The sequence below is a fragment of the Porphyromonas uenonis 60-3 genome (assembly GCF_000174775.1).
In the GTDB taxonomy this organism is placed as follows: Bacteria; Bacteroidota; Bacteroidia; order Bacteroidales; family Porphyromonadaceae; genus Porphyromonas; species Porphyromonas uenonis_A.
This window is the reverse complement of record NZ_ACLR01000160.1, coordinates 1-24172: the sequence shown is the minus strand read 5'-3', so window position 1 is coordinate 24172 and position 24172 is coordinate 1. Positions and strand designations below refer to the sequence as shown.

At 54.1% G+C, this 24172-nt stretch carries 19 protein-coding genes, 1 tRNA gene and 2 pseudogenes; all 22 read right to left on the bottom strand.

Annotation, left to right across the window (positions count from 1 at the left end; translation table 11 throughout):
• Positions 1-730: 730 nt before the first annotated feature.
• Positions 731-815 (bottom strand) — tRNA-Ser (locus tag PORUE0001_RS05245).
• A gap of 141 nt (positions 816-956) precedes the next feature.
• Positions 957-1538 carry an electron transport complex subunit RsxA gene (rsxA, locus tag PORUE0001_RS05240; protein ID WP_007365427.1) on the bottom strand — a complete coding sequence of 194 codons (582 nt, stop codon included), beginning with the start codon at positions 1536-1538 and terminating at the stop codon, positions 957-959.
• A 64-nt stretch (positions 1539-1602) separates the two neighbouring features.
• Positions 1603-2193: an RnfABCDGE type electron transport complex subunit E gene (locus PORUE0001_RS05235; RefSeq protein WP_007365419.1), complete on the bottom strand. Its 591-nt coding sequence runs from the start codon at positions 2191-2193 to the stop codon at positions 1603-1605.
• A 9-nt stretch (positions 2194-2202) separates the two neighbouring features.
• Entirely contained in the window at positions 2203-3345 is a 1143-nt protein-coding gene (locus PORUE0001_RS05230) for an RnfABCDGE type electron transport complex subunit G (RefSeq protein WP_007365409.1), read from the bottom strand.
• Entirely contained in the window at positions 3342-4331 is a 990-nt protein-coding gene (locus PORUE0001_RS05225) for an RnfABCDGE type electron transport complex subunit D (protein ID WP_007365415.1), read from the bottom strand. The genes PORUE0001_RS05230 and PORUE0001_RS05225 overlap by 4 nt, the downstream gene beginning before the upstream one ends.
• Positions 4332-4383: 52 nt before the next feature.
• Positions 4384-5737 (bottom strand): annotated as a pseudogene (rsxC, locus tag PORUE0001_RS05220) (electron transport complex subunit RsxC).
• 9 nt (positions 5738-5746) lie between these two features.
• Complete coding sequence (locus tag PORUE0001_RS05215; RefSeq protein ID WP_007365416.1) at positions 5747-6706, bottom strand: Fe-S cluster domain-containing protein; 960 nt, start codon at positions 6704-6706, stop codon at positions 5747-5749.
• 16 nt (positions 6707-6722) lie between these two features.
• On the bottom strand, positions 6723-7145 hold the full coding sequence (locus PORUE0001_RS05210; protein ID WP_081454304.1) for a SoxR reducing system RseC family protein: 423 nt from the start codon (positions 7143-7145) through the stop codon (positions 6723-6725).
• A gap of 141 nt (positions 7146-7286) precedes the next feature.
• Positions 7287-8315, bottom strand: a complete 1029-nt coding sequence (locus PORUE0001_RS05205; RefSeq protein WP_007365408.1) for an aminotransferase class I/II-fold pyridoxal phosphate-dependent enzyme — start codon at positions 8313-8315, stop codon at positions 7287-7289.
• 30 nt (positions 8316-8345) lie between these two features.
• Positions 8346-9656, bottom strand: coding sequence for a glycoside hydrolase family 3 protein (locus PORUE0001_RS05200; RefSeq protein ID WP_007365428.1), 1311 nt, complete (start codon positions 9654-9656; stop codon positions 8346-8348).
• A gap of 435 nt (positions 9657-10091) precedes the next feature.
• On the bottom strand, positions 10092-10784 hold the full coding sequence (locus PORUE0001_RS05195) for a GNA1162 family protein (RefSeq protein WP_007365424.1): 693 nt from the start codon (positions 10782-10784) through the stop codon (positions 10092-10094).
• On the bottom strand, positions 10781-11134 hold the full coding sequence (locus PORUE0001_RS05190; protein WP_007365420.1) for a DUF4810 domain-containing protein: 354 nt from the start codon (positions 11132-11134) through the stop codon (positions 10781-10783). Before PORUE0001_RS05190 ends, PORUE0001_RS05195 begins: the two co-directional genes overlap by 4 nt.
• 20 nt (positions 11135-11154) lie before the next feature.
• Complete coding sequence (locus PORUE0001_RS05185; RefSeq protein WP_039865666.1) at positions 11155-11505, bottom strand: hypothetical protein; 351 nt, start codon at positions 11503-11505, stop codon at positions 11155-11157.
• A gap of 4 nt (positions 11506-11509) precedes the next feature.
• A complete protein-coding gene (locus tag PORUE0001_RS05180) occupies positions 11510-12412 on the bottom strand; it encodes a CsgG/HfaB family protein (RefSeq protein WP_007365422.1) in 903 nt (300 codons plus the stop codon).
• A gap of 576 nt (positions 12413-12988) precedes the next feature.
• Positions 12989-14362, bottom strand: a complete 1374-nt coding sequence (purD, locus tag PORUE0001_RS05175) for a phosphoribosylamine--glycine ligase (protein ID WP_007365417.1) — start codon at positions 14360-14362, stop codon at positions 12989-12991.
• Positions 14359-16599, bottom strand: a complete 2241-nt coding sequence (locus tag PORUE0001_RS05170; RefSeq protein WP_007365410.1) for a S9 family peptidase — start codon at positions 16597-16599, stop codon at positions 14359-14361. Before PORUE0001_RS05170 ends, purD begins: the two co-directional genes overlap by 4 nt.
• A gap of 27 nt (positions 16600-16626) precedes the next feature.
• Positions 16627-18054, bottom strand: a complete 1428-nt coding sequence (locus PORUE0001_RS05165; RefSeq protein WP_007365413.1) for a class I SAM-dependent RNA methyltransferase — start codon at positions 18052-18054, stop codon at positions 16627-16629.
• A gap of 43 nt (positions 18055-18097) precedes the next feature.
• Entirely contained in the window at positions 18098-19582 is a 1485-nt protein-coding gene (gene tilS / locus PORUE0001_RS05160) for a tRNA lysidine(34) synthetase TilS (RefSeq protein ID WP_007365425.1), read from the bottom strand.
• A gap of 81 nt (positions 19583-19663) precedes the next feature.
• Positions 19664-20551 carry a zinc ribbon domain-containing protein gene (locus PORUE0001_RS05155; protein ID WP_007365426.1) on the bottom strand — a complete coding sequence of 296 codons (888 nt, stop codon included), beginning with the start codon at positions 20549-20551 and terminating at the stop codon, positions 19664-19666.
• A gap of 12 nt (positions 20552-20563) precedes the next feature.
• Positions 20564-21676 carry a Nif3-like dinuclear metal center hexameric protein gene (locus PORUE0001_RS05150; RefSeq protein WP_007365414.1) on the bottom strand — a complete coding sequence of 371 codons (1113 nt, stop codon included), beginning with the start codon at positions 21674-21676 and terminating at the stop codon, positions 20564-20566.
• Positions 21677-21692: 16 nt separating this feature from the next.
• On the bottom strand, positions 21693-23435 hold the full coding sequence (gene aspS, locus PORUE0001_RS05145; RefSeq protein ID WP_007365418.1) for an aspartate--tRNA ligase: 1743 nt from the start codon (positions 23433-23435) through the stop codon (positions 21693-21695).
• A 357-nt stretch (positions 23436-23792) separates the two neighbouring features.
• Positions 23793-24172: pseudogene (locus tag PORUE0001_RS05140) on the bottom strand (resolvase); the annotation flags it as partial.

The following is a 24172-nucleotide window of genomic DNA, read 5'->3' as shown; positions in this document are numbered from 1 at the left end:
ATTAGGCGTTGGCTGACAGGGCTGGTGCATCATAATCAGCTCTTCTTTGATGACCTTCGAGTAATATATGGCTAAATCCTCACTACAAAGCAATCTCGAGCCACTCTATAGCTACTCCTGCATCTCGACTGATTTCAATCTCTCCTGAGCAAATCGGGAAGCTTCACGGAGCAAATAAAAATTCCCCACGGAGCCGGGAAATAAAAGTTCGGAAGAATGAAATGAAACTTCGGAAGAAGCAAATCAAAGTTCGGAAGATTTTTTTTATTCCTCCGTGGAGATTCGTCGATTTCCACTGAGGAATTGCTCAATTTCCTTGATAGTGTCGTCGATGACCTCATCCTAAATAATGCGTCAGTCCAATAGTGTCCTAAACGTTTTGACAGCAAGTGTCAGGGGACGATTGACCCGCTTGACAGCTATCTTACACCCTTCGCCCATAGAAAACGTTTAGGGCACTATTGGACAGCAATATAATTGTTTGAATTATAGCAATGTACAAGTACTCTAAACAGACTCTCTACGTACTCTTGGCTACAATTATTTTTTTGCGAGAAAAAAGTGTAGCCAGATTGTAGCCATTGTAGCGTATTTTGGGCGTTTCGGCTATCTCTGTAACTACTCTGAAGAGGTAGAGGTCTATAAAACAAAAGTATCGTAATTCGTTGGAATTACGATACTTATACTTTTCCAGTAGTGCTCTCTGGCGGTACTGCCAGAGTACTTAAAGCGGAGAGGGAGGGATTCGAACCCCCGGACCCGTGAAGGTCAACGGTTTTCAAGACCGCCGCGATCGACCACTCTGCCACCTCTCCTTGCTTGCCGGCTGAAGGGATATCCTCCGTCTGTAAGCACGCATCTCAATCAATGCGTTTGCAAAGATACGACATTTTCCCCAATAAACAAGCCTCCAGGCGTCAGCTTTTCCTCAATAAAGAGGTGGAGGCTATGGGATACTAGATAGCTGCTAGTCCTGAGAAGCCCATGAAGGCCATCGCTAGGATGCCAGCGGTGATGAGGGCGATGGGGGTGCCTTTCATAGCGCGTGGTGTGCTACCCGTCTTGGCTAGTTGCTCGCGGATACCAGCGAAGATGACCATGGCGAGGAGGAAGCCGATACCGATGGAGACGGCATAGACGAGTGACTCAGCGTAGGTGAACTCCTTCTGGATGACGAGAATAGCGACACCGAGTACACAGCAGTTTGTCGTGATCAGCGGAAGGAAGACACCGAGCGCCTGATAGAGTGCAGGGGAGATCTTCTTGATGATCATCTCGATCATCTGCACGAGTGTAGCGATGACGAGAATGAAGGCGATGGTCTGCAGGAATTCGAGTCCTATGGGAACTAATATATAGGTCTGTACGAGCCAGGTAACCATCGTCGCTAGGAGCAAGACGAAGGTGACGGCGGCTCCCATGCCTGTGGCGGTGGAGACCTTCTTAGATACGCCTAGGAAGGGGCAGATGCCGAGGAACTGGGAGAGGACTACGTTGTTGACAAAGACTGCAACGATGAATATGATAATAAATTCCATAGTAGTAAGTGTCTGTGTGATGAGCTGTGGCTAGGGACTAGCCGTTACGTCTCATGGGTTTGACCTATCGCTTCTTGGTGACAGCGTGATAGATGCCGATGAGTAGTCCTAGAGCGATGAAGGCTCCTGGAGGGAGTACGAAGAGTAGTGCGGAGAAGTCGCCTGGGTAAGCTCTCATACCAAAGAATGTACCTCCACCGAGCATCTCGCGAACGGTAGCTAGGAGAGTTAGTCCGATGGTGAAGCCTAGTCCGATGCCGACACCGTCGAAGAGGGATATGCCGACGCTACTCTTGGATGCGGTGGACTCGGCACGTCCGAGGACGATACAGTTGACCACGATGAGCGGTATGAAGATACCTAAGCTCTGATCGAGGGCTGGCATGTAAGCCTTGATGACCATCTGCAGTACGGTGACGAAGCCTGCGATGACGACGATAAAGGCTGGGATACGTACGGCATCGGGTATGAGTCGCTTCAGGAGGGAGATCATCACGTTGGAGCAGATGAGCACGAAGGTGGTAGCTAGTCCCATGCTGAGTCCATTGATGGCTGACGTGGTGGTCGCCAAGGTAGGACACATACCGAGGAGAAGCACGAAGGTGGGGTTCTCCGTAATGATACCATTGGTAATTGTCTTGATATACTTATTCATGGTCGTGCATTACTTAGTTGATTCGTTGGCATTAGCCTCAAAGATGCGCTGTGCACGGGCGATGCCCTGGAGGATAGCTCGCGAAGAGACCGTAGAGCCTGAGACTGCGTCTATAGATCCGCCGTCCTTACTTAGCTTAAGGCTAGCGGGAGTGACCTTCTTGCCGATGAGGGACTTCTTCGAGGGCTTGGTGGTAGCGGGGTCTTGGTTGCCCCCGAACTCTTTACTAATAGAGATGAGCTTGCCCGTATCCTCGGCATCAGCGATGGCAAAGGCCGTGAGCGCGCCACTATTGTCAAAGCAGACAAGCATCGGGAGGCGACGTCCATTGTAGTCATCGCCACTGGAGGTGACTACGAGCAGACCTGCCGTCTTGCTCATATCGTTGGTGCCGTAGTTCTGGGTTAGCCAAGGCGTGCCGTCGTCAGCGGCACCGTTTTTCTCCTTATCCACTAGACGATAGGCGGGGAGTAGCGTATTGAAGAGGCTGTCAATGACCTCTCGCTCGGGGAGCTCGCAGTTGCTCTCGGCGGGCTGTGCCACGGGAGCACCCTCGCCGATGACGCTCTGATAGACTCGGTAAGCGCGCTCGATGGCATCAATGAAGGCTCTACTGGAGATGGTCGCAGCGGTGATGGCATCGACCTTACCTCCATCCTTGGAGACCTTGAGTGGCGAAGCTTGGCTCATATCAAGTCCGCGAACGTCACGGATGAGGTCAGCACTGGGTGCGGGAGAGGTGAACCACTCCTGTATCTTAGCACCTAGTCCGGGGGTCTCCTCGTGCTTGAGCACCTTGAAGCCGACGATCTGGCTCTTCATATCAAAGCCTACCATAATATCTATGTGACCAGCGAAACCCTTATCTGTATAGGTCTCGATGGCGTAGCCTACGGGCTGACCACCCTGCGTGGCGGGATAGACGGTGATGGGGTCTTCGCCCTCGAGCGTGACGGTGTCTCGCTCTTCGTAAGGGTTGTTGTCAAAGGCAGGGACGATCTCTTTGATTGCCTCGACCTTAGCTTTCGTCTCGGCCTGTGCGATGGTATCTTTTGTCGCCACATTGACCAGGGCTAGGATACCAGCGATGATCAGACAGATGATCCCGAGTGAGAGGATCATGTTGGGGAGTGTAGAGGGTAGCTTCTTCATCTTTTAGCCTCCTTTCTAGATTTGACCACATGACCGAAGTGACGTGGCTTGATGTAGGTGTTGAGTAGTGGGGTGAGCGCATTCATGATGAGGATGGCAAAGGACATACCCTCAGGGTAAGAGCCCCACAAGCGAATGATGACGGTGAGCAGTCCGATCATACAGCCGTAGATGAGCTGCGCACGGTGCGAGATGGGCGAGGTGACGTAGTCGGTCGCCATAAAGACTGCACCAAAGAGTAGACCACCAGTCAGTAGGTGGAAGAAGGGACTGGCGTACATCGCTGGGTTGTAGAGGTGCATGATACCACTCAGGACGAATGCGGAGACGATGATAGCCACGGGCGTGTGCCAGGTGATGATGCGTCGGATGAGCATATAGGCCAAGCCGATGAGGATGGCGATGGCACTCACCTCACCCATGGAGGAGAAGTTGAAGCCGACAAGGAGCTGCAGCGAGTCGGGGAGCTTGTCGATGGCTCCTGACTTGAGGATGCCTAGAGGCGTCGCTCCTGTGACGGCATCGGCAGCTTGCTCAGCCAGGCGAGCGGGGAGCTTCCAGGTGGTCATCTGCGCAGGATAGGAGATGAGGAGGAAGACACGCCCGACGAGTGCGGGGTTGAATATGTTGTTGCCCAGACCTCCAAAGGCCATTTTGCCAATGCCGATAGCGACGACACCACCCAAGAGGACGAGCCACCAGGGGAGCGAGGCGGGGAGATTGAAGGCTAGGATGACGCCCGTCAGCAGTGCCGAGCCGTCCAGCAGACGACAGGGGCGATGCAGGAAGAATCGGGTGATAACCCACTCCGTGAGCATACAGGAGGCTACGGAGATGGCGGTGATCAGTAGAGCGTCTGTCCTAAACTGGTAGAGCATGACGAGGAATGCTGGTATCAAAGCAATCAGCACCCCATACATATTCTTGCTAATGGTGTCACCGCTATGGATATGCGGTGAGGGTGATACGAGGACTTGTTGTGCCATAAGCTATATATCGTAGTCGATGATGAGGATCGGTGATCTATCTCAGTGTGTATTACTTCTTGCGGGCTCGCATGATACCCATGACGGTCTGCTTGCCCACACGTATGTAGTCGAGGAGCGGACGACCTGCTGGACAGGTATAGCTACAAGAGCCGCACTCGATGCAGTCAACGATGTAGTTGTGCTCGGAGGTCTCCCAATCCTTGAAGATGGTGTCGCGCATGAGGAAGGCAGGGTTGAGACCCATAGGGCAGACCGACACGCACTTGCCACAGCGTATACAGTCCTGCATCTGAGGACGTGTCGACTCCTTGGCCGTGAGGATGAGTAGTCCTGACGAACCTTTGGCAACGGGGACAGCGGTATTTACGAGTGCTCGACCCGATCATAGGACCACCGCCGATGATTTTGCCTGGCTCCTCAGCATAGCCTCCCGCAGCGTCGATGAGCGTCTGCATAGAGGTGCCGATACGCGCCTTAAAGTTGGAGGGATGCATGATAGCTCGTCCCGTGACGGTGATGATACGCTCGATGAGTGGCTTGTGCTTCATGACCGCCTCGTAGATGGCAAAGGTCGTTCCGACGTTCTGTACGATGGCTCCTGTGGAGATAGGCAGTGCGCCCGAGGCGACCTGCTTGCGAATGAGCGCATCGATGAGTTGCTTCTCACCACCTTGCGGGTAACGCTTCTTGAGCGGTACGACGGAGATGCTTTGACCTTCGGGCAGGAACTCCTTAGCTCGCTCCGCTGCGTCACGCATGATGCGGATAGCGTCTGGCTTATTGACCTCAATGCCAATGAGCGTACGGGGAGCGTTAGCAGCCTTCATGATGATGGCGCAGCCTACCATGATCTCCATCGCCTTGACACGCATGAGCGCATCGTCGCTAGTCAGATAAGGCTCACACTCGACAGCGTTGATGATGACGTAGTCAGCGCTTTGACCAGGAGGAGGCGAGAGCTTGACATGCGTTGGGAAGGTCGCGCCGCCCATACCGACGATACCCATCTCAGCGATGCGATCGATGATCTGCTTGGCGTCTAGATCGGTCTCAGTGACGAGCGTATCGGTCTGGTCGATGTACTCCTCCCACTCATCGTCCTCGACCTTGATAAAAATGGCGGGCTTCTTAAAGCCGCTGGCATCCATGATCTGGTCCACCTTGGTGACCGTGCCAGAGACGGAAGAGTGAATGTTTGCCGAGACAAAGCCTCCTGCCTTGCCAAGGAGCGTACCCACACGCACCTTGTCGCCCTTGTTGACGACCGCAGTGGCAGGCGCTCCGATATGCTGTGCTAATGTGATGACCACCTCGTCTGGAGGAGCGACCACGGTGATAGGTACCCCTGCGCTGATCTTATGGTCGTGAGGATGGATGCCCCCTATTCTAAATGTCTTTGCCATAGCTTCGTATTAATCTTTCTGAGGTACAGATGCTGTTGAAGAGGTCTCAGCTGCAGGTGCTGCAGGTTCAGCCTTAGCAGGCTCAACCTTAGCGGGCTCAGCCTTAGCAGGCGCTGGCTTTTCGGCAGGTGCTGGCTTTGCAGCGGGTTCCTTGCGTGGCGGAAGGTTGACCTCGTGGATAGCTCCCGTCGGGCACTCGGCCGCACACTTGCGACAGAGACGACACTTCTGATGGTCTATGTAAGCCAAGTTATTCTCAAACGTGATCGCCTCAAACGGGCAGACCTTAAAGCACTTGCTACATCCGATACAAGCATTCGCACAAGCCTTACGAGCCACGCCGCCCTTGTCCTTGTTGACACAGCTGACGTAGAGGCGACGACCCTTGGGTCCCTTCTTGCGAAGCTCGATGATCATCTTCGGACAAGCCTTGACACAAGCTCCGCAGGCGGTACACTTATCCTCGTCCACCTCGGGAAGCCCCGTCTCGGGATTCATATGGATCGCATCAAAGTCGCACACAGCGACGCAGTCGCCATTGCCTAGACAGCCGTAGCTACAGCCCGTCTCGCCACTGTAAAGCGTTGATTCGATCTTACAGCTACGAGCTCCTATATAAGTATTCGTCCGAGGACGCGCCTCGCAGGTACCATTGCAGCGTACGACCGCCACGAGTGGATCGCTCTTAGCGACGCTCTGACCGAGTATCTCTGCAACCTTCGTCATGACGGGCTCTCCGCCCACGGGGCACCAGAGACCTTCGAGCGTGGAAGCCTCGCAACAAGCCTTCGCAAAGCCCGCGCAACCTGGGTGACCGCAGCCACCGCAGTTCGCCTGTGGTAAGACCTCAGCGACCTCACCGATGCGGGGGTCTTCTTTTACTTCAAACTTCTTGGAGGTGATAAAGAGTAGGATGGCACTCACTAGCGCTATCACTACGAGGACAAGGATGGTGAATAGTATTGTCATAGAAGTGTGTATGAACTTACTTTTTTCTCACGGTAAAGGTAAATGTGCGCTCAAACCGGTCGCGTAAGAGCCATAGCAGGAGCATATACGCAGCTGCTACACCCAATGCGATCAGTATCTGAGCCAGCGTACCTACCTCTAGGTAGCTGAGGAGGATAGTTACAGCAATGATGAGTAGCGTAGGGACAACCATCGTGAGGAGTACTGCACGCATCCCCAGCGAGCTCCGCATCTCTAGAGAGACTTGGTCACCGAGAGCTATATCGCTGGGTAGCTGCGAGCGGTCGAGCGTGATCGTCTCTAGACGACTCTCCGAAGCGTGGCAATGCCCCGCCACCTCGCAGTGACTACACGCTGATGGACGTAGTACTGTGAGACTCACCTCACTGCCTTTGATGGCCGTTATAGTGGCACTTCGCTCTATACACTCAGGCTGCATCGATACTTTTAGGTTGCTCTGTAACAACCTTCGCAATCGCAAAGGTAGCAATAAATAATTAGTCTTAGTACGGTATCGGGGAACAAATTTCTCCCGAGCCCCCCTACTTAGCGTGTGCCTTGCGCTCGTTATCAGGCAGTTTTACCGCCCTTCGCAAAAGGTTGCGATAGCCTCCTGAAGCTTCGCATTATCTGCTGCATCACGAGCAGTGATACGGATCATCTCGCCCTTGACTCCTCGCTGCGTGGTCGCATCGTAGACTGCAATGTTGTGCTCCTCTAGCAGATACTTGATGAGTTCAGCTGCCGTAGCGCAGTGTATCTGTACGAGGAAGAACGGCGCATCGCTCGGCATCACCTCGATACCGTCTATCTGGCGCAGCTTAGTCTCCAGCTCGAGCGCGTTGCGCTGCCACTTGCGTATCGGTAGGGTAAACTGTGCGGGGTGGATCAAGATATACTTCGCCACCTCGACCGCCATCGTACTGACCGACCACGGGTCGATCACCTTCTGGATCTCCTTGACGACCTTCTTGTCGGCCGTCACATAGCCGATGCGCAGACCTGGCAGGCCGTACGTCTGTGTGAACGAACTGACGAAGATAATGTTGGGATGGCTCTTCACATCGCTCAGCGTAAGCGTCGGCTGCGTCGTAAAGGTCGCATAGGACTGGTCTACGATGAAGGAGACCTGTGGGTGTGCCTTGATAAGCTCCAGTAGCTCAGCCCGTGAGCGAAAGCGTCCCGTCGAGCTATTGGGCGAGCAGATCCAGCAAAACTCCTCTCCCTCGAGCTGGATCTCCTGCGTCTCCACATCCTCAGGAATATAGGTCAGTTGCCAACCATAGCGCTTGGCCGCCAGCTCATAGTGCTGATACGAAGGCACCAAGATAGCACCACGCCGCCCCGCAAAAGCCTCCGCAATCGTGTAGAAGCCAGCCGTACGACCTGGCGTGATGACGATATTGTCCGCATGTAGACCATTACGCTTAGCGATCATCGTGCGGAGCGTCTTGTAGTCTGGCTCAGGATAGTAGCGCATCATCTCGACCATCCGGTCATTGAGGTGCTCAGCAAGCTTCGTCAGCTCGGGGGCAAACCATGAGGCAGTGTCAAACTGTAGGGGTGGACAGACCGTATTTGTCGTCTGGGTGGGATTCTTCTTGATCATAAACTACGCTTGTTTAGACAGCTATGAATGTTATTTCTTAGATACTTTGTTCTGTAAGTACTCAGCAAAAGAGACTAGCTCTGGCGTATGCAGCGCCTCGTAGAGCTCCTCCTTATTATATAGTGGTCTCTCGCTAGTCTCCCCCGCATGGAGTAGGAGCTTGTAGCAGAGGACACGCAGACAGCGATCCTGGATCGTCTCCGCTGAGAGCGTACCCGCACGATAAGCCGAGAGGAGCTCCTTGTAGCTCGCTAGCGGATCTAGGGGACCTAGGAGCAGATCGTTGCCCGCTAGGATGGCAGCCACTGATATAGGCAAACCCTCCGCACGCTGCACCCCTCGCATCTCTAGCCCATCAGTAAAGATGAGACCTTTGAAGCCCAACTGCTCACGCAGTAGCCCCGTCACGACAGCGTGGCTCAGTGAAGTGGGACAAGTCACATCAGGCTCCAGTGCTGGCACCGAGAGATGCGCTACCATGATCCCCCCGAGTCCAGCCTCTATGTAAGCGCGAAAGGGGGCTAGCTCCACCCGTTCGAGCTCCTCTAGACTACCCGACACAGTGGGAAGAGTCTTGTGCGAATCCTTGTCCGTATTGCCATGCCCCGGGAAGTGCTTAGCGACCGACAGCACCCCGCCATCCTCCAGCCCTCTCGCTAAGGCTAAGCCATGCGAGATGACAATGTCCGGCGTAGCGCCTAGGCTGCGGGTGCCGATGACTGGGTTCTTCGGATTATTATTGACATCCAGCACTGGCGCAAAGCTCACGTGAATGCCCATCACACGGCACTGCTCCGCCATATGTTGTCCGAGCGTGTACATCTCCTCAGGTGTGCAGTGGTCGGCCAGCAGCTTCATACGCGGATAGCGTATAGTCCCCTGCAGACGCATCGCCAGCCCCCACTCCGCATCAGCCGTGATCAGTAGCGGGATGCGAGAGCGCTCCTGAAGAAGGTGCGTAAGCCGATATTGATCGTAAGGCTCCCCCTTGCGAAAGAGGATACCCCCAGGATGAATCTGGTCTATGAGTCGCAGATAGCGGTCACGCGAAGCCGAGTCATAGCGAGGCTCCCAAATTGGGATGATCAATTGACCGATCTTCTCCTCGATGGTGAGCGTGCTAAGCCAGTCACTAGCCATACGAACCAGCGAGTCCGAGACGCGCTCGCTCATCGGCACAAGGTGCGTAGGCAACTGCTGTGCAGTGGTACTCCCACCCGCACAACTAACCAATAACCCCAGCGACATACCGACCACAGCAAGGCGTCTCATCAGCCCCCTGCCTCGTAACACTTCACCGAGCGAAACGAACCAACGCTCTAACCGCTTCGTATACTTCATACTGCAAAGATAAGCTTATCTCCGCAAAGGCACACACATTTGACTAGAGGTTAGAGATTAGAGGTTAGAAGATAGAGATTAGACGTTAGGCGAGTAATGGTGTAGGGAGGTACGGATGTGTCTGGCGGGAGGGCGTCCGTTCCCGTTAAAGCTATGGCGCTGTAACCTGGAACACAACGGACGCTCGACCGTATGTCCCTACATGGGGCTAGACGTTCCGGTTTGCTTGACTAGGACCACACGGTGAGTGTCTAGATATGGTTTGAGGTGAGACTAGCGAAGCTTGGGCAATAGATTGTCTAGCATAACGGATGAAGAAACAGAAGGCTCTGTCGTCTACCCTAGACGACAGAGCCTTCTGTCTCGTTGTGATGACCTATCAATGCGTGAGTAGATACCGTTGCTCTCTACGCTAGGTCCGTTTACTTGCTGTCCTTATTTCTTGACGACACCTTTGACATCTTTTGGACCTGCTATAAGCTCCTTGTCCTTCTCGAAGTTTGGTGCGTATTTGCCATCAGGGAGGTCAGAAAGTATAAACATATTGGCACGTCTTGCCCCGATGACGTTGTCTGAGAGAGCTGTAGACACAGCGCTTACGACTAGATCTAATAGGGCAATATTTGTCTTAACCTTAGCAGAGCAGTCAACCGTAACATCTGCGCTTCTCTGGAATAGGACCTTATTGTCTTTCGTGGATTTGAGTATATACTCGATCTCCACCTCTATCTGGGCTAATAGATCTATCTTGCGCCATTTTTTGATTATGGTAAAGAGCGCAGCGTCAGCCGTGTAGACTTGGTTAAACGGCTTGAGAGACCCGTCTATAAAGACTTCTGCATCGTCAGCACTCTCACTTTGCAGTAGTTCCTGAGAGAGTATAGGGGAGAATACGTAGTAGCCTTTCTCTACGAGAGGGTGGTATAGAGAGGCATATACAGCTTCTTTTGCCTCGACCTTGTTTGTCTTGTTGATCGGAGGCATTACGAGGATGCTTAGAGGCTTCTGACTGTATAGCTCAGCATAAGCCTGGCCCTTGGAGACGGGATTAGATACACCACAAGATGTAAGTAGCCCCATGAGACCCATGAAGAGTCCTAGAGCTAAAGCCTTATAGTAGGTTTTCATTTTTCAAACTGCTTAATGATACGTGAGATAAAGACTGCGCTCTCTGGGTAGAGCTCGATCTCTTTTTTGAGCATTGCCAAGCCTTCTTCTTTCTTATCTGACTTGAGAAGTAGATACCCATATTCAGCACAGATGCCAGGCTGGACAGTTTTTCTTACACCGTTGGGCGTGTTAATTAGTTTTTCATACGTCTTTATGAGCTTCGCTTCGCTCTCAGGAGTACGTTTTTTAGTAAACTCATGGATCTGGTTGTCATATCCATACCACGAGTAGAGCGAGGTCGTCCCACAGCTAGTGAGCGTAAGCATGGAGATCAGACCAAGTAGGCTGATGAAGTAGTTCCTTTTCATATTGTATGGAGGATATTGTTTCAGTGCAGTTCAATGATCTTTGTTTTCCTCGTAGACAAGAAGATCTTGGAGTTGTACAGGACGTTTCCTTTTTTGTCTACTACTCGGATGCTGTAAGAGCCTGGCTTGAGATATAGATGTGGCTGGCTGCTCGCAGCTTTTCTCTTGGAGAGGACGGTCACACTCTCAGGTGACTTGTTATTGACAAACACCTGGACTGTGGTCTGTGCCAGGGCAGAGTTGTCACTCACTACCTTGACAAAGCCCTCATCAGTAAGTCCTCCTGTGGACTCACTGACAGTACCGCAGGCTACTAATAGTAGTGCGACTAAAGAGCCTAGCAGTACGCTACAAATTGTGTTTCGTGTCATAGTTCTATTTTATTTCTTGTATATAGTACTGAGACAAGTCTGAGGGATCTATATCTCCCTCTACGATATCTACTAGAGAGAACTCAGTCATCGGTGTTTCCCCAAGGGTCATAGTTATGACTAGGGCACCCACCTTCTTGCCTGGTAGCTCTATGAAGCCACCCGTTTGAGGGTTTTTTACCTTTTTGCCTTTTGAGTAGATGTCAAATCGGTCTCCGACGGAGAGCCCTTGCGAAGCTCCTCCAGCGATGATGGTACCATCTTGATCCATCGAAATGAGGTAGGTGCGCCAAGGCTTGTCTGAGCACTTGTTGATAATATTCTCTACTAGCTGGTCTATTGCGGCTGAGATGGCTTTGTCTCCCAGCGAAGCGTCATAACCACTAGTTCCGCCTAGGCCGAGAGTACTTTTGCTGACATTGTTTGCATATCCCTTTGCCTCCTCAGAGTAGGTTGCGATACCTGTTGCGACGTCTACTAGACGGAGGTTGACCGCAGCTTCGACTTGTTGCGTCTTTTCTGCTGTAAACAAGCTCGTCTGACCAGTAGTCTTACGACCAAACTCGGTCACCGACCCCAGGATTACATAGTCTGCTTTGATAGAGCCTTCACTAGTCCCGTCGGTGACTTCTTGTGCTACCGCCTCAGCATCCGATCGCTCTAGGAGTATAAACTTCCCAGAAGCGACTAGCTTAGCGGCCAAGATATCCTGTGCCTGCTTTGCTATAGGGTCATTCTCTCGGTCATAAAAAATACCCTTACCATACTGAGTCTCATTGGAGAATCGCCCGATAGCTACTTTCCACTTGAGACTCTTACCCGTCTCTTGACCCTGCGCCGACTGACCGAAGGTGCAGGTGACGATCACTGCTGTGAGGAGTGTAAACCAAAGATGAGCTGTTTTCATAAAAAGAAGTTGTTTTACATACCAAAGATACAAAAAAACTCAACTTCGCAAATCAATTAACCCGATGTAGCGACACTCGTCAATGCGAGCTGCATATCACCCCCTCGGTAGGAAATCAGAAATCTCTAGTGAGGAAACGAAATTTCCCCACGGAGGGCCGAAATAAAAGTTCGGAAGAATGAAATGAAACTTCGGAAGAAGCAAATCAAAGTTCCGAAGAATTTTTTCGTTGCTCCGTGGAGGATTGCCGTTTTCTACCGAGGCAATTTCGATTTCCTCGGATGTGTGGTGTCAGGTACCTCGGAGTGCGTCGGAGTGCCTCGGACGAGTAACTCCGTGTAGCGACGCACGGGAGTGTCTAGTGGGAGGGCGTCCGTTGTAGAACGACATGACGTGTAACTCAGTAATCTTTAACGGGACCGGAGGCACGATCGTGCGTTTCTACAACCGTTACACGTCAAAGTCGCTACTTGTGTGATCGGAAGCATCGGAGCCAAGGGACGAAAAAAAGGGGAGCAGGACGATGAGTCCTACTCCCCTGGCTATGGATGGAGGTTGGTGATTGATGTGTGTGCTCTACAAGAGGTCGTTGCCGATGTCGTGGCGGTAGTTCTTGCCCTCGTAGAGTGTCTGCGTGGCGGTGCGATAGCACGCCTTCTGAGCCTCCTGGATGGTGGTGCCGCGTGCCGTGATGGCGAGGACGCGTCCACCGTTGGTGACGACGTGACCCTCTTCGTCGAGTGTTGTGCCTGAGTGGTAGATGCGTATACCCTCGACTGGCTCTGGGAGCTGGATCGGGAAGCCCTTGTCGTAGTGCCCTGGGTACCCCTTGGAGACGAGGACGAGCGTCATGGCTACCTCGGGAGAGATCTCTAGGTTGTACTGGGCTACCTGACCTGTCGCCATAGCGATGAGTAGCTCGAGGAAGTCGCTCTCGATGCGTGGCAGTACGACCTCGGTCTCGGGGTCGCCTAGACGGCAGTTGTACTCGATGACGTAGGGATCGCCTGCGACATTCATGAGTCCGATGAAGAGGAAGCCGACGTACTGTATGCCTTCCTCTTGCAAGCCCTCTAGCGTGGGGCGAATGATGCGCTCCTCGACACGCTGCATGAAGGCTTCATCGGCAAAAGGCACGGGACTGACGGCTCCCATGCCGCCAGTATTGGGACCCGTGTCGCCATCGCCAACACGCTTGTAGTCCTTGGCAACGGGCAGGACGCAGTAGTCGGTACCATCGGTGGCGACGAAGACGGAGCACTCGATGCCTTCGAGAAATTCCTCAATGACGATGCGCTGACCACGACTACCAAACATACCGCTGAAGAGTTGACCTAGTCCCTGCTCCGCCTCCTCACGGTCTTGGCAGATGAGGACTCCCTTGCCGGCTGCTAGGCCATCGGCCTTGAGTACGAAGGGAGCGGAGAGTTGATCGAGAAACTCCTCGGCCTCCTCCATGTCTTGAGGACCGAAGGTCTCGTAGCTAGCTGTCGGTATGCCGTGACGACGCATGAACTCTTTGCTGTATTCCTTGCTGCCCTCTAGGTGGGCGCCAGCTTTGTCGGGACCGACGATGAGTAGGTCGGGATGGCGGGCATCCTCCTGCAGGTAGTCAACGAGCCCGTCAACGAGCGGAGCCTCGGGTCCACAGACGAGGAGGGTGACCCCGTGGGTGGCGATGAACTGGCTGACCGCCTCATGCTTGGCGGGATTGAGGTCAGGAACATTGATGCCGTAAGCAGCAGTCCCGGCATTGCCTGGAGCTATGTAGAGCTTCCTGAGTAGCTTGCTCTCAGCTATGGCAGCCGCCATGGCGCACTCACGACCACCGCTACCGAGGAGGAGGACGGTCTGAGGAGCTTTTACCATTTCGATCTTAGCGAACTTCATAAATTCAGCGTCTGTAGACTTCTTTTCGTCTTGCTTTGTGTTGGGATAGATAAGGCTCATAGGTGCTCTAGGAAGTAACGGGTTATGACATAGTTGAGGTGCACACGATCGGGTCCGATGACGTTGTGCTTGTGGCCTGGGTAGTAGTAAAGGTCGGGGTAGGTCTTGGCATCTACGCACGCCTTGACAAAGGCCTGGGCGTGCTGCCAGACGACGACATTGTCGGAGGTGCCGTGGATGAGGAGGAGACGCCCCTTGAGGTCTTTGGCACGCTCGATGAGGTTGTTCTTTTGATAGCCCTCGGGATTGTCCTGGGGAGCGTCGTTGTAGCGCTCGCCATACATGATCTCGTAGCGAGACCAGTCCATGACGGGACCGCCAGCGACACCGACCTTAAAGGTCTCGGGATGGGTGAGTATGAGGTTGGTAGTCATGAAGCCTCCGAAGCTCCAGCCGTACACGCCGATGCGATTGCGATCGACATAGGGGAGGCTCTTGAGGTACTCGACACCTTTCATCTGATCGGCCATCTCAGCGGTACCGACCTGACGATGGATGACCTGCTCGAAAGCTGCGCCTCGCTGAGCGCTACCGCGGTTGTCCAGCGTAAAGATGATATACCCCTGCTGAGCCATGTAAAGATCCCAGCCCGAAGCGCCCCACTGTGGTGTATTCGTGACGAGCTGAGCGTGCGGGCCACCGTAGACGTAGACGATGGTGGGGTACTCCTTCATCTCGTCGAAGTGTGACGGCGTGATGAGGCGGTAGTACAGCTCGGTCTTGCCATCAGCCGCTAGGAGCGTGCCGACGGTAATGTTTGGCATATCCAGCTTGCGCCAGGGATCGGGCGCTTGGTGTATGAGACGAAGCTGTAGACCATTGCAGTCATGGAGCATGACAGAGCGAGCGATGGTGGCGCTCTGCAGCTGGTCTATATAGTACTGCTTGTCTGGGCTGAAGGTCGCTTCGTGCGTGCCAGCCACCTTGCTTAGCTGTATGGTACGTCCGCGCTTGAGCTCACTGGCGAAGATGTGTCGCTCGAGCGGTGAGGGGTAAGCAGCTTGGAAGTATATGCGCTCGCCCTTGGGGTCGAAGCCGTAGATGTCTGTCACCTCGCCCTCCATGTCGGTAAGCTTGCGAATGAGCTTGCCCGTGCTACTGTAGAGGTAGAGCTGGCGATAGCCCTCACGACGGGACTCCCAGACGAACTGCTCGCCTCGGCTCCCCGGGACAAACATCATCGGGCGCTGAGGCTCGACATAGTGCGCATCGGTCTCCTCAAAGAGCGTCTCGGTGCGCGCTCCCGTCTGGACATCGTAGCCGTTGAGGAAGAGATGGTCCTGACCTCTATTCAGCTCGGCTATGTAAACCTTCTGACTGTTGGGGTGCCACGCCACATTGGTCAGGTAATGCTCGGGGTCGCCACCAGTCTCTAGGTAAGTGGTCTGCTGGTTCTCTAGATGAAAGACTCCTAGCGTCACATGGTGCGAAGGAGACCCCGCCATCGGGTAGCGAACGGGCTGGACGACTGCCTTGTGGGGCGTCATGTCAACGATGGGATAAGGTGCGACCATCGACTGATCCATACGGTAGAAAGCGAGCTGGCGACTGTCGGGACTCCAGAAGAGTCCACCGTCAATGCCGAACTCGTTCTGGTGAACGGACTCGCCATAGACGACTGCAGCCTCCGCCTCGTCCGTAGCGACTAGCGTAGGAGCCTGAGGTTTGCTCCCGGCGGGCTGTAGCGTATATATAAGGAGTGTGCCCTCCTCGCTCTTGACCGCTAGGTTGCGTTCGTTAGGGCTGAGGAGCGAAGCGCGCTTTTCGGTGTCACCAGTGGCGAAGTATCCGACGATTAGCTTTTGCTCTACATCTATTAGGTAAAGTCCCTTGGACAGCTCCACCTCTAGGTAATGGCACTGCGGGGTGAAGTCGTAGGCGATCAGCGGGTAGAGCTTGTCGGTGTCGTCGTAGGGCTTGAGGAGCTGGACGAGCTCGCCCTGCGTGAGGACCGTCTGCTCCTGTGCTCTCGTCGGGGTGTAGACCCGTAGGCTCCTCAAGCTACTCAAGCCCTCTCTGCCGTAGTCACCTGGCTCTACCGTATAGGTGTAGCCACTCTGCAGCCAAGCGAGCCCGTAGACAGGTTGCGGGTAGAAGTCTGAGCGGAAGGTCTTACCTCCATAGGTGACGGTCTCCAGGTCTAGCGGTCGCTTCGTCTGTCCCTGTAGGAGGGGGGTGAGCGTTAGCGTAAGAGCTCCGAAGAACCATAGAGCGTAGTGACGCAATGTGCTATTCATAGATCAATATGGCGCGATAGATGTTACTTATTCGTTGTCGTTTGCTTCAGTCTCATGGACGAAGGTCTCGTCGCTGCCGAAGGTTTGGATATTGGCCTTATAGCCAGAGCTAGAGGAGCCAGCGGGGCGTGGTCCTTTCGTACGCTGTGCGCCACGTCCCTTGCTGTAAGACGGCTTGTCGTAACCAGAGCGATGTCTGCGGGGCTCTTGACCTTTGCCATGGTGAAACGCTTCGCCACGCTCTCTACGCTGAGGAGCTTCCTCACCACGCTGAGCGATCTGCTCCTTGTACTCCTTGTGCTTGCCCTCGAAGAGCGTATAGCCACGCAACTCGCAGGGTAGCGATCCATTGTAGAGCTCCTCGCGCAGATCGTGCTTGAGACCGATGGCGTGAAAGTGCTCCACCTGATGAGCGATGATCCACGCCTGAGCTCCAGCGAACTGGAACTTGAGCGTACGACCGATCATACTATAGAGCTGCTCAAGGTCGTAGTCCGAGAGACGCTCCCCGTAAGGCGGATTCATCACGAGCAGACACTTAGGCTCTGTCTCCGCCTCGGGATGAGGCAGATGCTGATCGGCGAAGTCGCCCACTGAGAGGTCAATGTAGCGAGACATACCCGAGCGGGTGACGTTGCGCTTAGCTTTGGCAATGGCTTGAGGCGAAAGATCCGAGCCGTAGATGTGGTAGTCGAAGGAGCGCTCCGTCGAGTCGTCGTTGTACACCTCACTGCAGAGCTCACTGTCGAAGTCCGGCCACCGCTCGAAGGGGTAGCTCTCACGGTAGATGCCAGGAGGCGTACCCGTAGCGATCAGCGCGGCCTCCACGAGGAAGGTGCCCGACCCGCAGAAGGGATCCATCAGATCGCACTGCCCGTGCCAGCCCGCCTTGAGCAGGATGCCCGCAGCCAGCACTTCGTTGATAGGAGCACGGTCCTGCTCCATACGATAGCCCCGCTTGTGCAGGCTCTCGCCCGATGAATCTAGGCAGAGCGTCACATGCTGCTCGGCGATGTGTAGGTGAAAGATCAGCTGCGGGTTCGAGAGCTTGACCGAGGGACGCTTCGTGCCGCTCGTTTGCTCTCTAAAGTAATCGACGATAGCGTCTTTCGTCTTGTAGACGACGTACCGACTATGCTTGAAGGTTGATGAGTAGACAACCGCATCGACCGCAAAGGTCATGTCGGCCGTGAGCCACTGGCTCCAGTCGAAGTGGAGCAGCGTCGTGTAGAGGATGTCTATATCCTCTGCGTCAAACTCATAGATGGGTCTCAGCACCTTAAGCGCTGTGCGTAGGTACAGATTGGACTTGTAGAGCATCTTGAGATCTCCTTCGTAGGAGACCATGCGACGTCCTATCTGTATGTTGTTCGCACCGAGGGCTATCAATTCTTGTTCCAATACAGGCTCCAGCCCAGGGAGCGTCTTGGCGATCATGGGAAAGATCTTCGTCATGCTTTATAAGTCGGTTCTAGCTGTAAAAGTACAAAATAAACGGCTAACGAGCTATTGTGAATGGCTCCCTGCATCCCTCAAATGGATCTATTAACGTCTGAGAGAAGGTTATCTCCGCCCAGCGACGGGTCTGTGGCGTGAGCTGGTAGTCGGCACTACGGCAGAGGCCGACCAGCCAGAGCGTAGTACCTGTGTGACTGTCGATGAGTTGCGCTGTAGACGCTCTGCGTGAGGGTAGAATCTTCGCATCGCGCAGGAGCTTCGCTAGTTGCTTGCGCCCTTTCAGACCAAGCGGTGCGATCCATTGCTCGCCATCCGTAGAGGCTCTGAGCTGTAGCTGAGGCGCTCTCAACAGAAGTTGGTCGTAGTCGGCCAAATAGCTGTAAGGTGTGAGCGTCCGAATCGCAGGCGGTGGTGTCTCCGAGGAGTCGTGTACCGCTATCTTTATCGAGCCTAGCGGGTGATCCAGCACGGCTCCCGCTGGCCAGCTCGCTATGGCGGGTAGCTCTAGGCAAACGCTCGTCGCCTGCTCCAGATGCGCCAGCGTCTCACTCGTTGTGCCTATCAGGTGACCCCTATAACGCTCGATGATCCCGTCGCGTCCCTCGTAGCGAGCGTAGCTGTCGGCACGCTCAGGCTTTGCGCAGTCCATAAGAAGTTGCTGTAGTACCAAGCGGTCACAGTCGATAGATGCGAAGTGGCTGTAGAGAAGTGCCAGCGGAGCTATCTGCTGACGGAGCCACGCGATCTCTAGCGGCTGGCTCGCATCTGCGGGGAGGGTACTCCTTATATAGTAGTCCTGCAACTGCTCCAAGTCCCGCAGGATATGAATCGTTGAGGCGACCGCTTGGTCAAAGGAGGGGTTCAACTGGTCAAAGAGTGGACGCAACGTATGTCGGACGAAGTTGCGCCGTATGGTTGTGTCGGCATTCGTTGAGTCCGTCACAAAAGGTTGTTCAGCCGTTTGCAAGAAGTCATAGATAAGACGAGGTGGCGTGTCGATGAGCGGACGAATATACTTCCCCTCCTCACGCATGGGGAGCATGCCCCGCAGTCCTCGTACGCCAGCCCCTTGGGAGAGGTTGATCATGAGCTGCTCCACATTGTCCTCTAGATGATGTCCTAATGCGATACACTGCGCATCGTACCGCTCATACAGCTCGTCAAAGAAGTGGTATCTCAGCTCCCGCGCCGCCATCTCTACGCTCACGCCCTGGTGCGTAGCCACATATCCGTATGTGTCAAAGGAGGCGCGCTCTAACGGCACCCCCAGCTGCGCACAGAGCTCTGTGACAAACGCTTCGTCACGGTCGCTCTCGTCGTCTCGCAGGTGAAAGTTACAATGTGCCGCCACGCAGCGGTAGCCCAAAAGCGAAAGCCCCCACAGAAGCGCCGTTGAGTCGGCACCTCCGCTGAGGGCTATGATGACCACCCGCTCGCTGTCTCGCTCTAGCAGATCATACTGCTCGATCGTACGACGCATCTGATGCACCAAAGCATGATTGAGTAGCGTACGTCGCTGAGACACAGTGCGAGGGATGAATGTCGTAAAGGGAGAGAAGAGCGACAGACCGTCCGAAGAGGCTCGTCGCTGGGTAGGGAAGATTTACTACTCCTCGTTATCCTTACTAGAGGCAGCTTTCTTCGTACTCTTAGGCGCAGCCTTCTTCTTGGTGGCAGTAGCCTTCTTAGCCTCTTTCTTCTTTGAGTCAGCCTGCTTATCTGTGAGCTCTACAGGCTCCTCCTCAATGTCTGGGTCGATGAGTACACGACCGCAATACTCGCAGACGATGACCTTGTTGTGGAGCTTGACCTCTAGCTGACGCTGTGGTGGTATATGGTTAAAGCAACCGCCACAAGCCTCACGCTCTACGGGTACCACGGCAAGACCGTTGGTAGCACCCTTGCGAAGGCGGAGGAAAGCCTTGAGGATACGCTCGTCGATCTGTGCCTCTAGCTCGTTGGCACGATCACGGAGCTGCTCCTCCTCAATGCGGGTCTCAGCGATGATCTGCTCTAGCTCCTCGCTCTTAGCCTGATGATCCTCCTCACGCTCCTTGATACGCTCTTGGAGCTTGGCGACATCATCCTTGCGACCTTGGAGCTCTGCGTTGAACTCTCGGATGTGCTTCTGTGCGAGCTGTATCTCAAGCTCCTGAAACTCGATCTCTCGTGACAGATGCTCATACTCGCGGTTATTGCTCACCGCATTGAGTTGCTCCTTGAGCACTGCGAGCTTATCGTTTGCTGTGGCGATCTTTTGGTTCTCGCCACTGACCGACTGCGTGAGCTTCTTGGCAGCCACGTTGTACTTCTCTAAGCGTGTCTTCAGTCCCTCGATTTCGTCCGCTAGATCTTCGATAGCTTGGGGTAGCTCGCCTCGCAACAGCTTGATCTTGTCAATACTGGTGAGCGTCTCCTGTAGACGCTTGAGAGCGATGAGTTTCTCCCTGATACTACGCTCGGCTACTTCGTGGGTCGTTGTATTAGTACTCATAGATGGTATTGCTTAGAAATAGTGAATAGGATTGGTGTCAGCATCTGACATATGGATGACAAAGTTACGATATTTATCCGACAACGCATCATAGAGCATCGTACGCGTGCAGTGCTCACTCTCGAAGTGTCCCAGCGTAATCAGCCAGAGACGGTCCTGCACGTCGAGATAGTCGTTGTACTTTGCCTCACCAGTTATATAAACCTCTGCGCCTGAGCGCAGTGCCTCCCCGATGAACTCGTGACCGCCACCACTACCGCCACAAAGCGCCACACGACGGATCGGCTGCGTGGGGGGATTTGAGTAAGCGATGCGCTCCACTGCGGGTAGCGTAGCTAGGTGCTCGAGGAACTCCTGCGGAGAGAGTTCACTCGGCAGCTCGCCAACGATGCCTAGCCCGCTCGTCGGGTGATCCATCACGATCGGGATCACCTCGTAGGCCGGCACCTCATAGGGGTGCGTCGCTACGAGCGTCGTGAGAGCTTGCGAGAGTCGCTCCTGTGGCACGAGCACGGAGATCATCTCCTCCTCAACCGCCTCCATGGCGCCATGTGTACCGATCGTCGGATGCGTCTCTGCGCCTGGACGGAAGCGTCCCACGCCCGAGCAACTGTAACTACAGCCCGTGTAACCTCCGAGCGAACCAATACCCGCCTCCTCATAGGCGGTGCGTAGCGCCTCGGCGTGGCTGTGCGGGATGAAGGTCTGTAGCTTGTAGAAGCGTCCTCGCTGAGGCATCATCGGTCGCCGCCCCTCACGCTTGAGACCGACTAGGTTGGCCAAGCAATGATTCACGCCCTGGCTCACCTCATTGTCTGCCGAAGTGTGGCAGGCGTAGATAGCTATATTGTTTCTCAGGGCAAAAGCTACGCAGCGCTCCTGATAGGTCGCTGGTGTGATTCGCTTAAGCCCTCGGAAGAGGATCGGGTGATGCGATACGAGCAGGTTGCACCCACGCTGCAGGCACTCCTCGAGGACCGCCTCGGTCGTCTCCACAGCCAGCATAATGCCACGCAGTGGCTGCGTCACGTCCCCCACCTGAAGGCCCGAGTTGTCGTAGCTCTCCTGGTAGCTCAGCGGGTAGCACTCCTCTATCGTACGAACTACATCTCCGATCGTGACCATAAGGACTCCTTATATATTATAGTGTCTCCCGAACCGTCAGGTGTAGCTCATCAAGCTGCTCGGGATCTAGTCGTGCGGGGGCATCGATCATCACATCACGGCCCGAATTGTTCTTCGGGAAGGCGATACAGTCACGTATCGAGTCCAGCTCAGCCATGAGCGATACCCAGCGATCTAGGCCAAAGGCGATACCGCCGTGAGGAGGTGCGCCATACTTAAAGGCATTCATCAAGAAGCCAAACTGCTCCTCGGCACGCTCCTTCGTAAAGCCTAGTGCTGCAAAGACCCGCGCCTGTAGCTCCGCATCGTGGATACGGATAGAGCCACCGCCCACCTCGACACCGTTGATCACCATGTCGTAAGCATCGGCACGGACACTGCCTGGGTCGCTCTCGAGACGATCCTGATCCTCAGGCTTCGGTGCGGTAAAGGGGTGGTGCATCGCATAGTAGCGCTGCGTCTCCTCGTCCCACTCGAGTAGCGGGAAGTCAACTACCCAGAGACACTCGTAGTGCCCTGGCTTCATCAGCCCCAGCTCGGAGGCGACATGTAGACGTAGCGTGCCCAGTTGCTTCTGCGCCGTACGCTTGCCTCCTGAGATGAGGAAAGCTATGTCGCCTGGTTGCATAGATAGCTGGTCGGCGAGTGCTTTGAGTTGGTCGGCCGTGAGGAACTTGTCGAAGCTACTCTTCATCGTCCCATCAGCCTGATAGCGTAGCCAGAGTAGTCCCTTGGCGCCCACCTGTGGACGCTTGACAAAGTCAGTCAGCTGGTCTATCTGCTTGCGCGTGTAGTCCGCCTTGCCCGTGACCACGATAGCGCCGATGTACTCAGCATCATCAACCACGCCAAAGCCATGACCCTGGATCGTCTTGGTCACCTCCTCGATCTCCATGCCGAAGCGCAAGTCTGGCTTGTCGCTACCGTAGCGATCCATAGCCTCGTACCAAGTCATGCGGCGTAGTGGCGTAGGGAGGTCAATACCACGGATCTCCTTAAAGAGATGCTTCGCCAGTCCCTCGAAGGTGCTCAAGATGTCATCCTGCTCTACGAAGCTCATCTCGCAGTCTATCTGCGTGAACTCTGGCTGACGGTCGGCACGTAGGTCCTCATCTCTAAAGCACTTCACGATCTGGAAGTAACGGTCCATACCAGCCACCATCAGTAGCTGCTTGAAGGTCTGTGGCGACTGAGGCAATGCATAAAACTGCCCTGGGTTCATACGACTAGGCACCACAAAGTCACGTGCACCCTCAGGTGTCGAACCGATTAGCATCGGCGTCTCTATCTCTAGGAAGTGTAGCCCATCGAGATAGCGTCTCGTCTCCATCGTCATACGGTGACGCAGCTCTATATTGCTCAGCACTGGCCTACGACGTAGGTCCAGATAGCGGTACTTCATACGTAGGTCATCGCCACCGTCACTCACATCCTCGATGGTAAAGGGAGGTGTGTCGGCACGGTTGAGCACCTTCATGCTCTCTGCGAGGATCTCAATCTGCCCCGTGGGGATTTTCTCATTGACACTGCTACGCAGGCGCACGGTACCCGTCACCGCCAGCACCCACTCACGCCCTACCTCACTGAGGAGAGCCTGATGTGACTCATCAAAGAAAATCTGCGTAATGCCATATCTATCACGTAAGTCGAGGAAGGTCATAGCTCCCATGCGACGAATCTTAGCTACCCAACCAGCGAGCGTCACCTGCTGTCCCTCGTCGGAGGCACGCAGAGCTCCACACGTATGCGTTCTGTACATAATCTGATGCTACCTAGTGTCTATATCTATCTTTAGCTTGTATCATAGAGAGGTCAAAGCTCCATACGCCTCACACCTCCACTACCACAAAAGTACACAAAAACAAGCACATCGAGGGGAGAGGGGAGAAGATAGAGATTAGAGGTTAGAAATTAGGCGTATAGGTCAAAATGGTGGGTAAAACAGCCTAATAGCCATTTTCGTACTGAAGTATAGGTCAAAATGGTGGACGAAGTAGAAGAAAAAAACAGATACCTTTGTTCGTTGACCTGAAACGTAGCCGGCTCTGCAGGGGTGCAACCGGTGAGGGATACGGTCAATGGAGTCAGAACAGTTTACACTGACAGGGGAGGGGTACTATTGCCCCTCCTCTTTTTTGGATGTAAACTGGGCGATATCCCTATGCCTAAAAAAACCATCCACGAATCGTTTCTTGTGAGCTTGGGACATTCCATTATGCGCTCTAAGACGGCTTTTGAGTGCAGTAAATAGCCCTTCAATGGCGTTATTGGTTTTAGGGATCTGTATATCCGGATGTTCCTCGTAAGTAAAGAGTGTAGGGAGGTATTGACGAAAGGAAAAGTGGGCTGATCTAAGTGATTTGTGCGTGTATTGCCATTTGCCGTTTTCATCATTTATGGTCTTCTCCTTGAGAAAAGTATCCCACTTGGTCTCCCACTTTTTGAGCTGCGAGCAGAATGTGATACGGGATATCTTTCCTACACTCATAGCAAGTG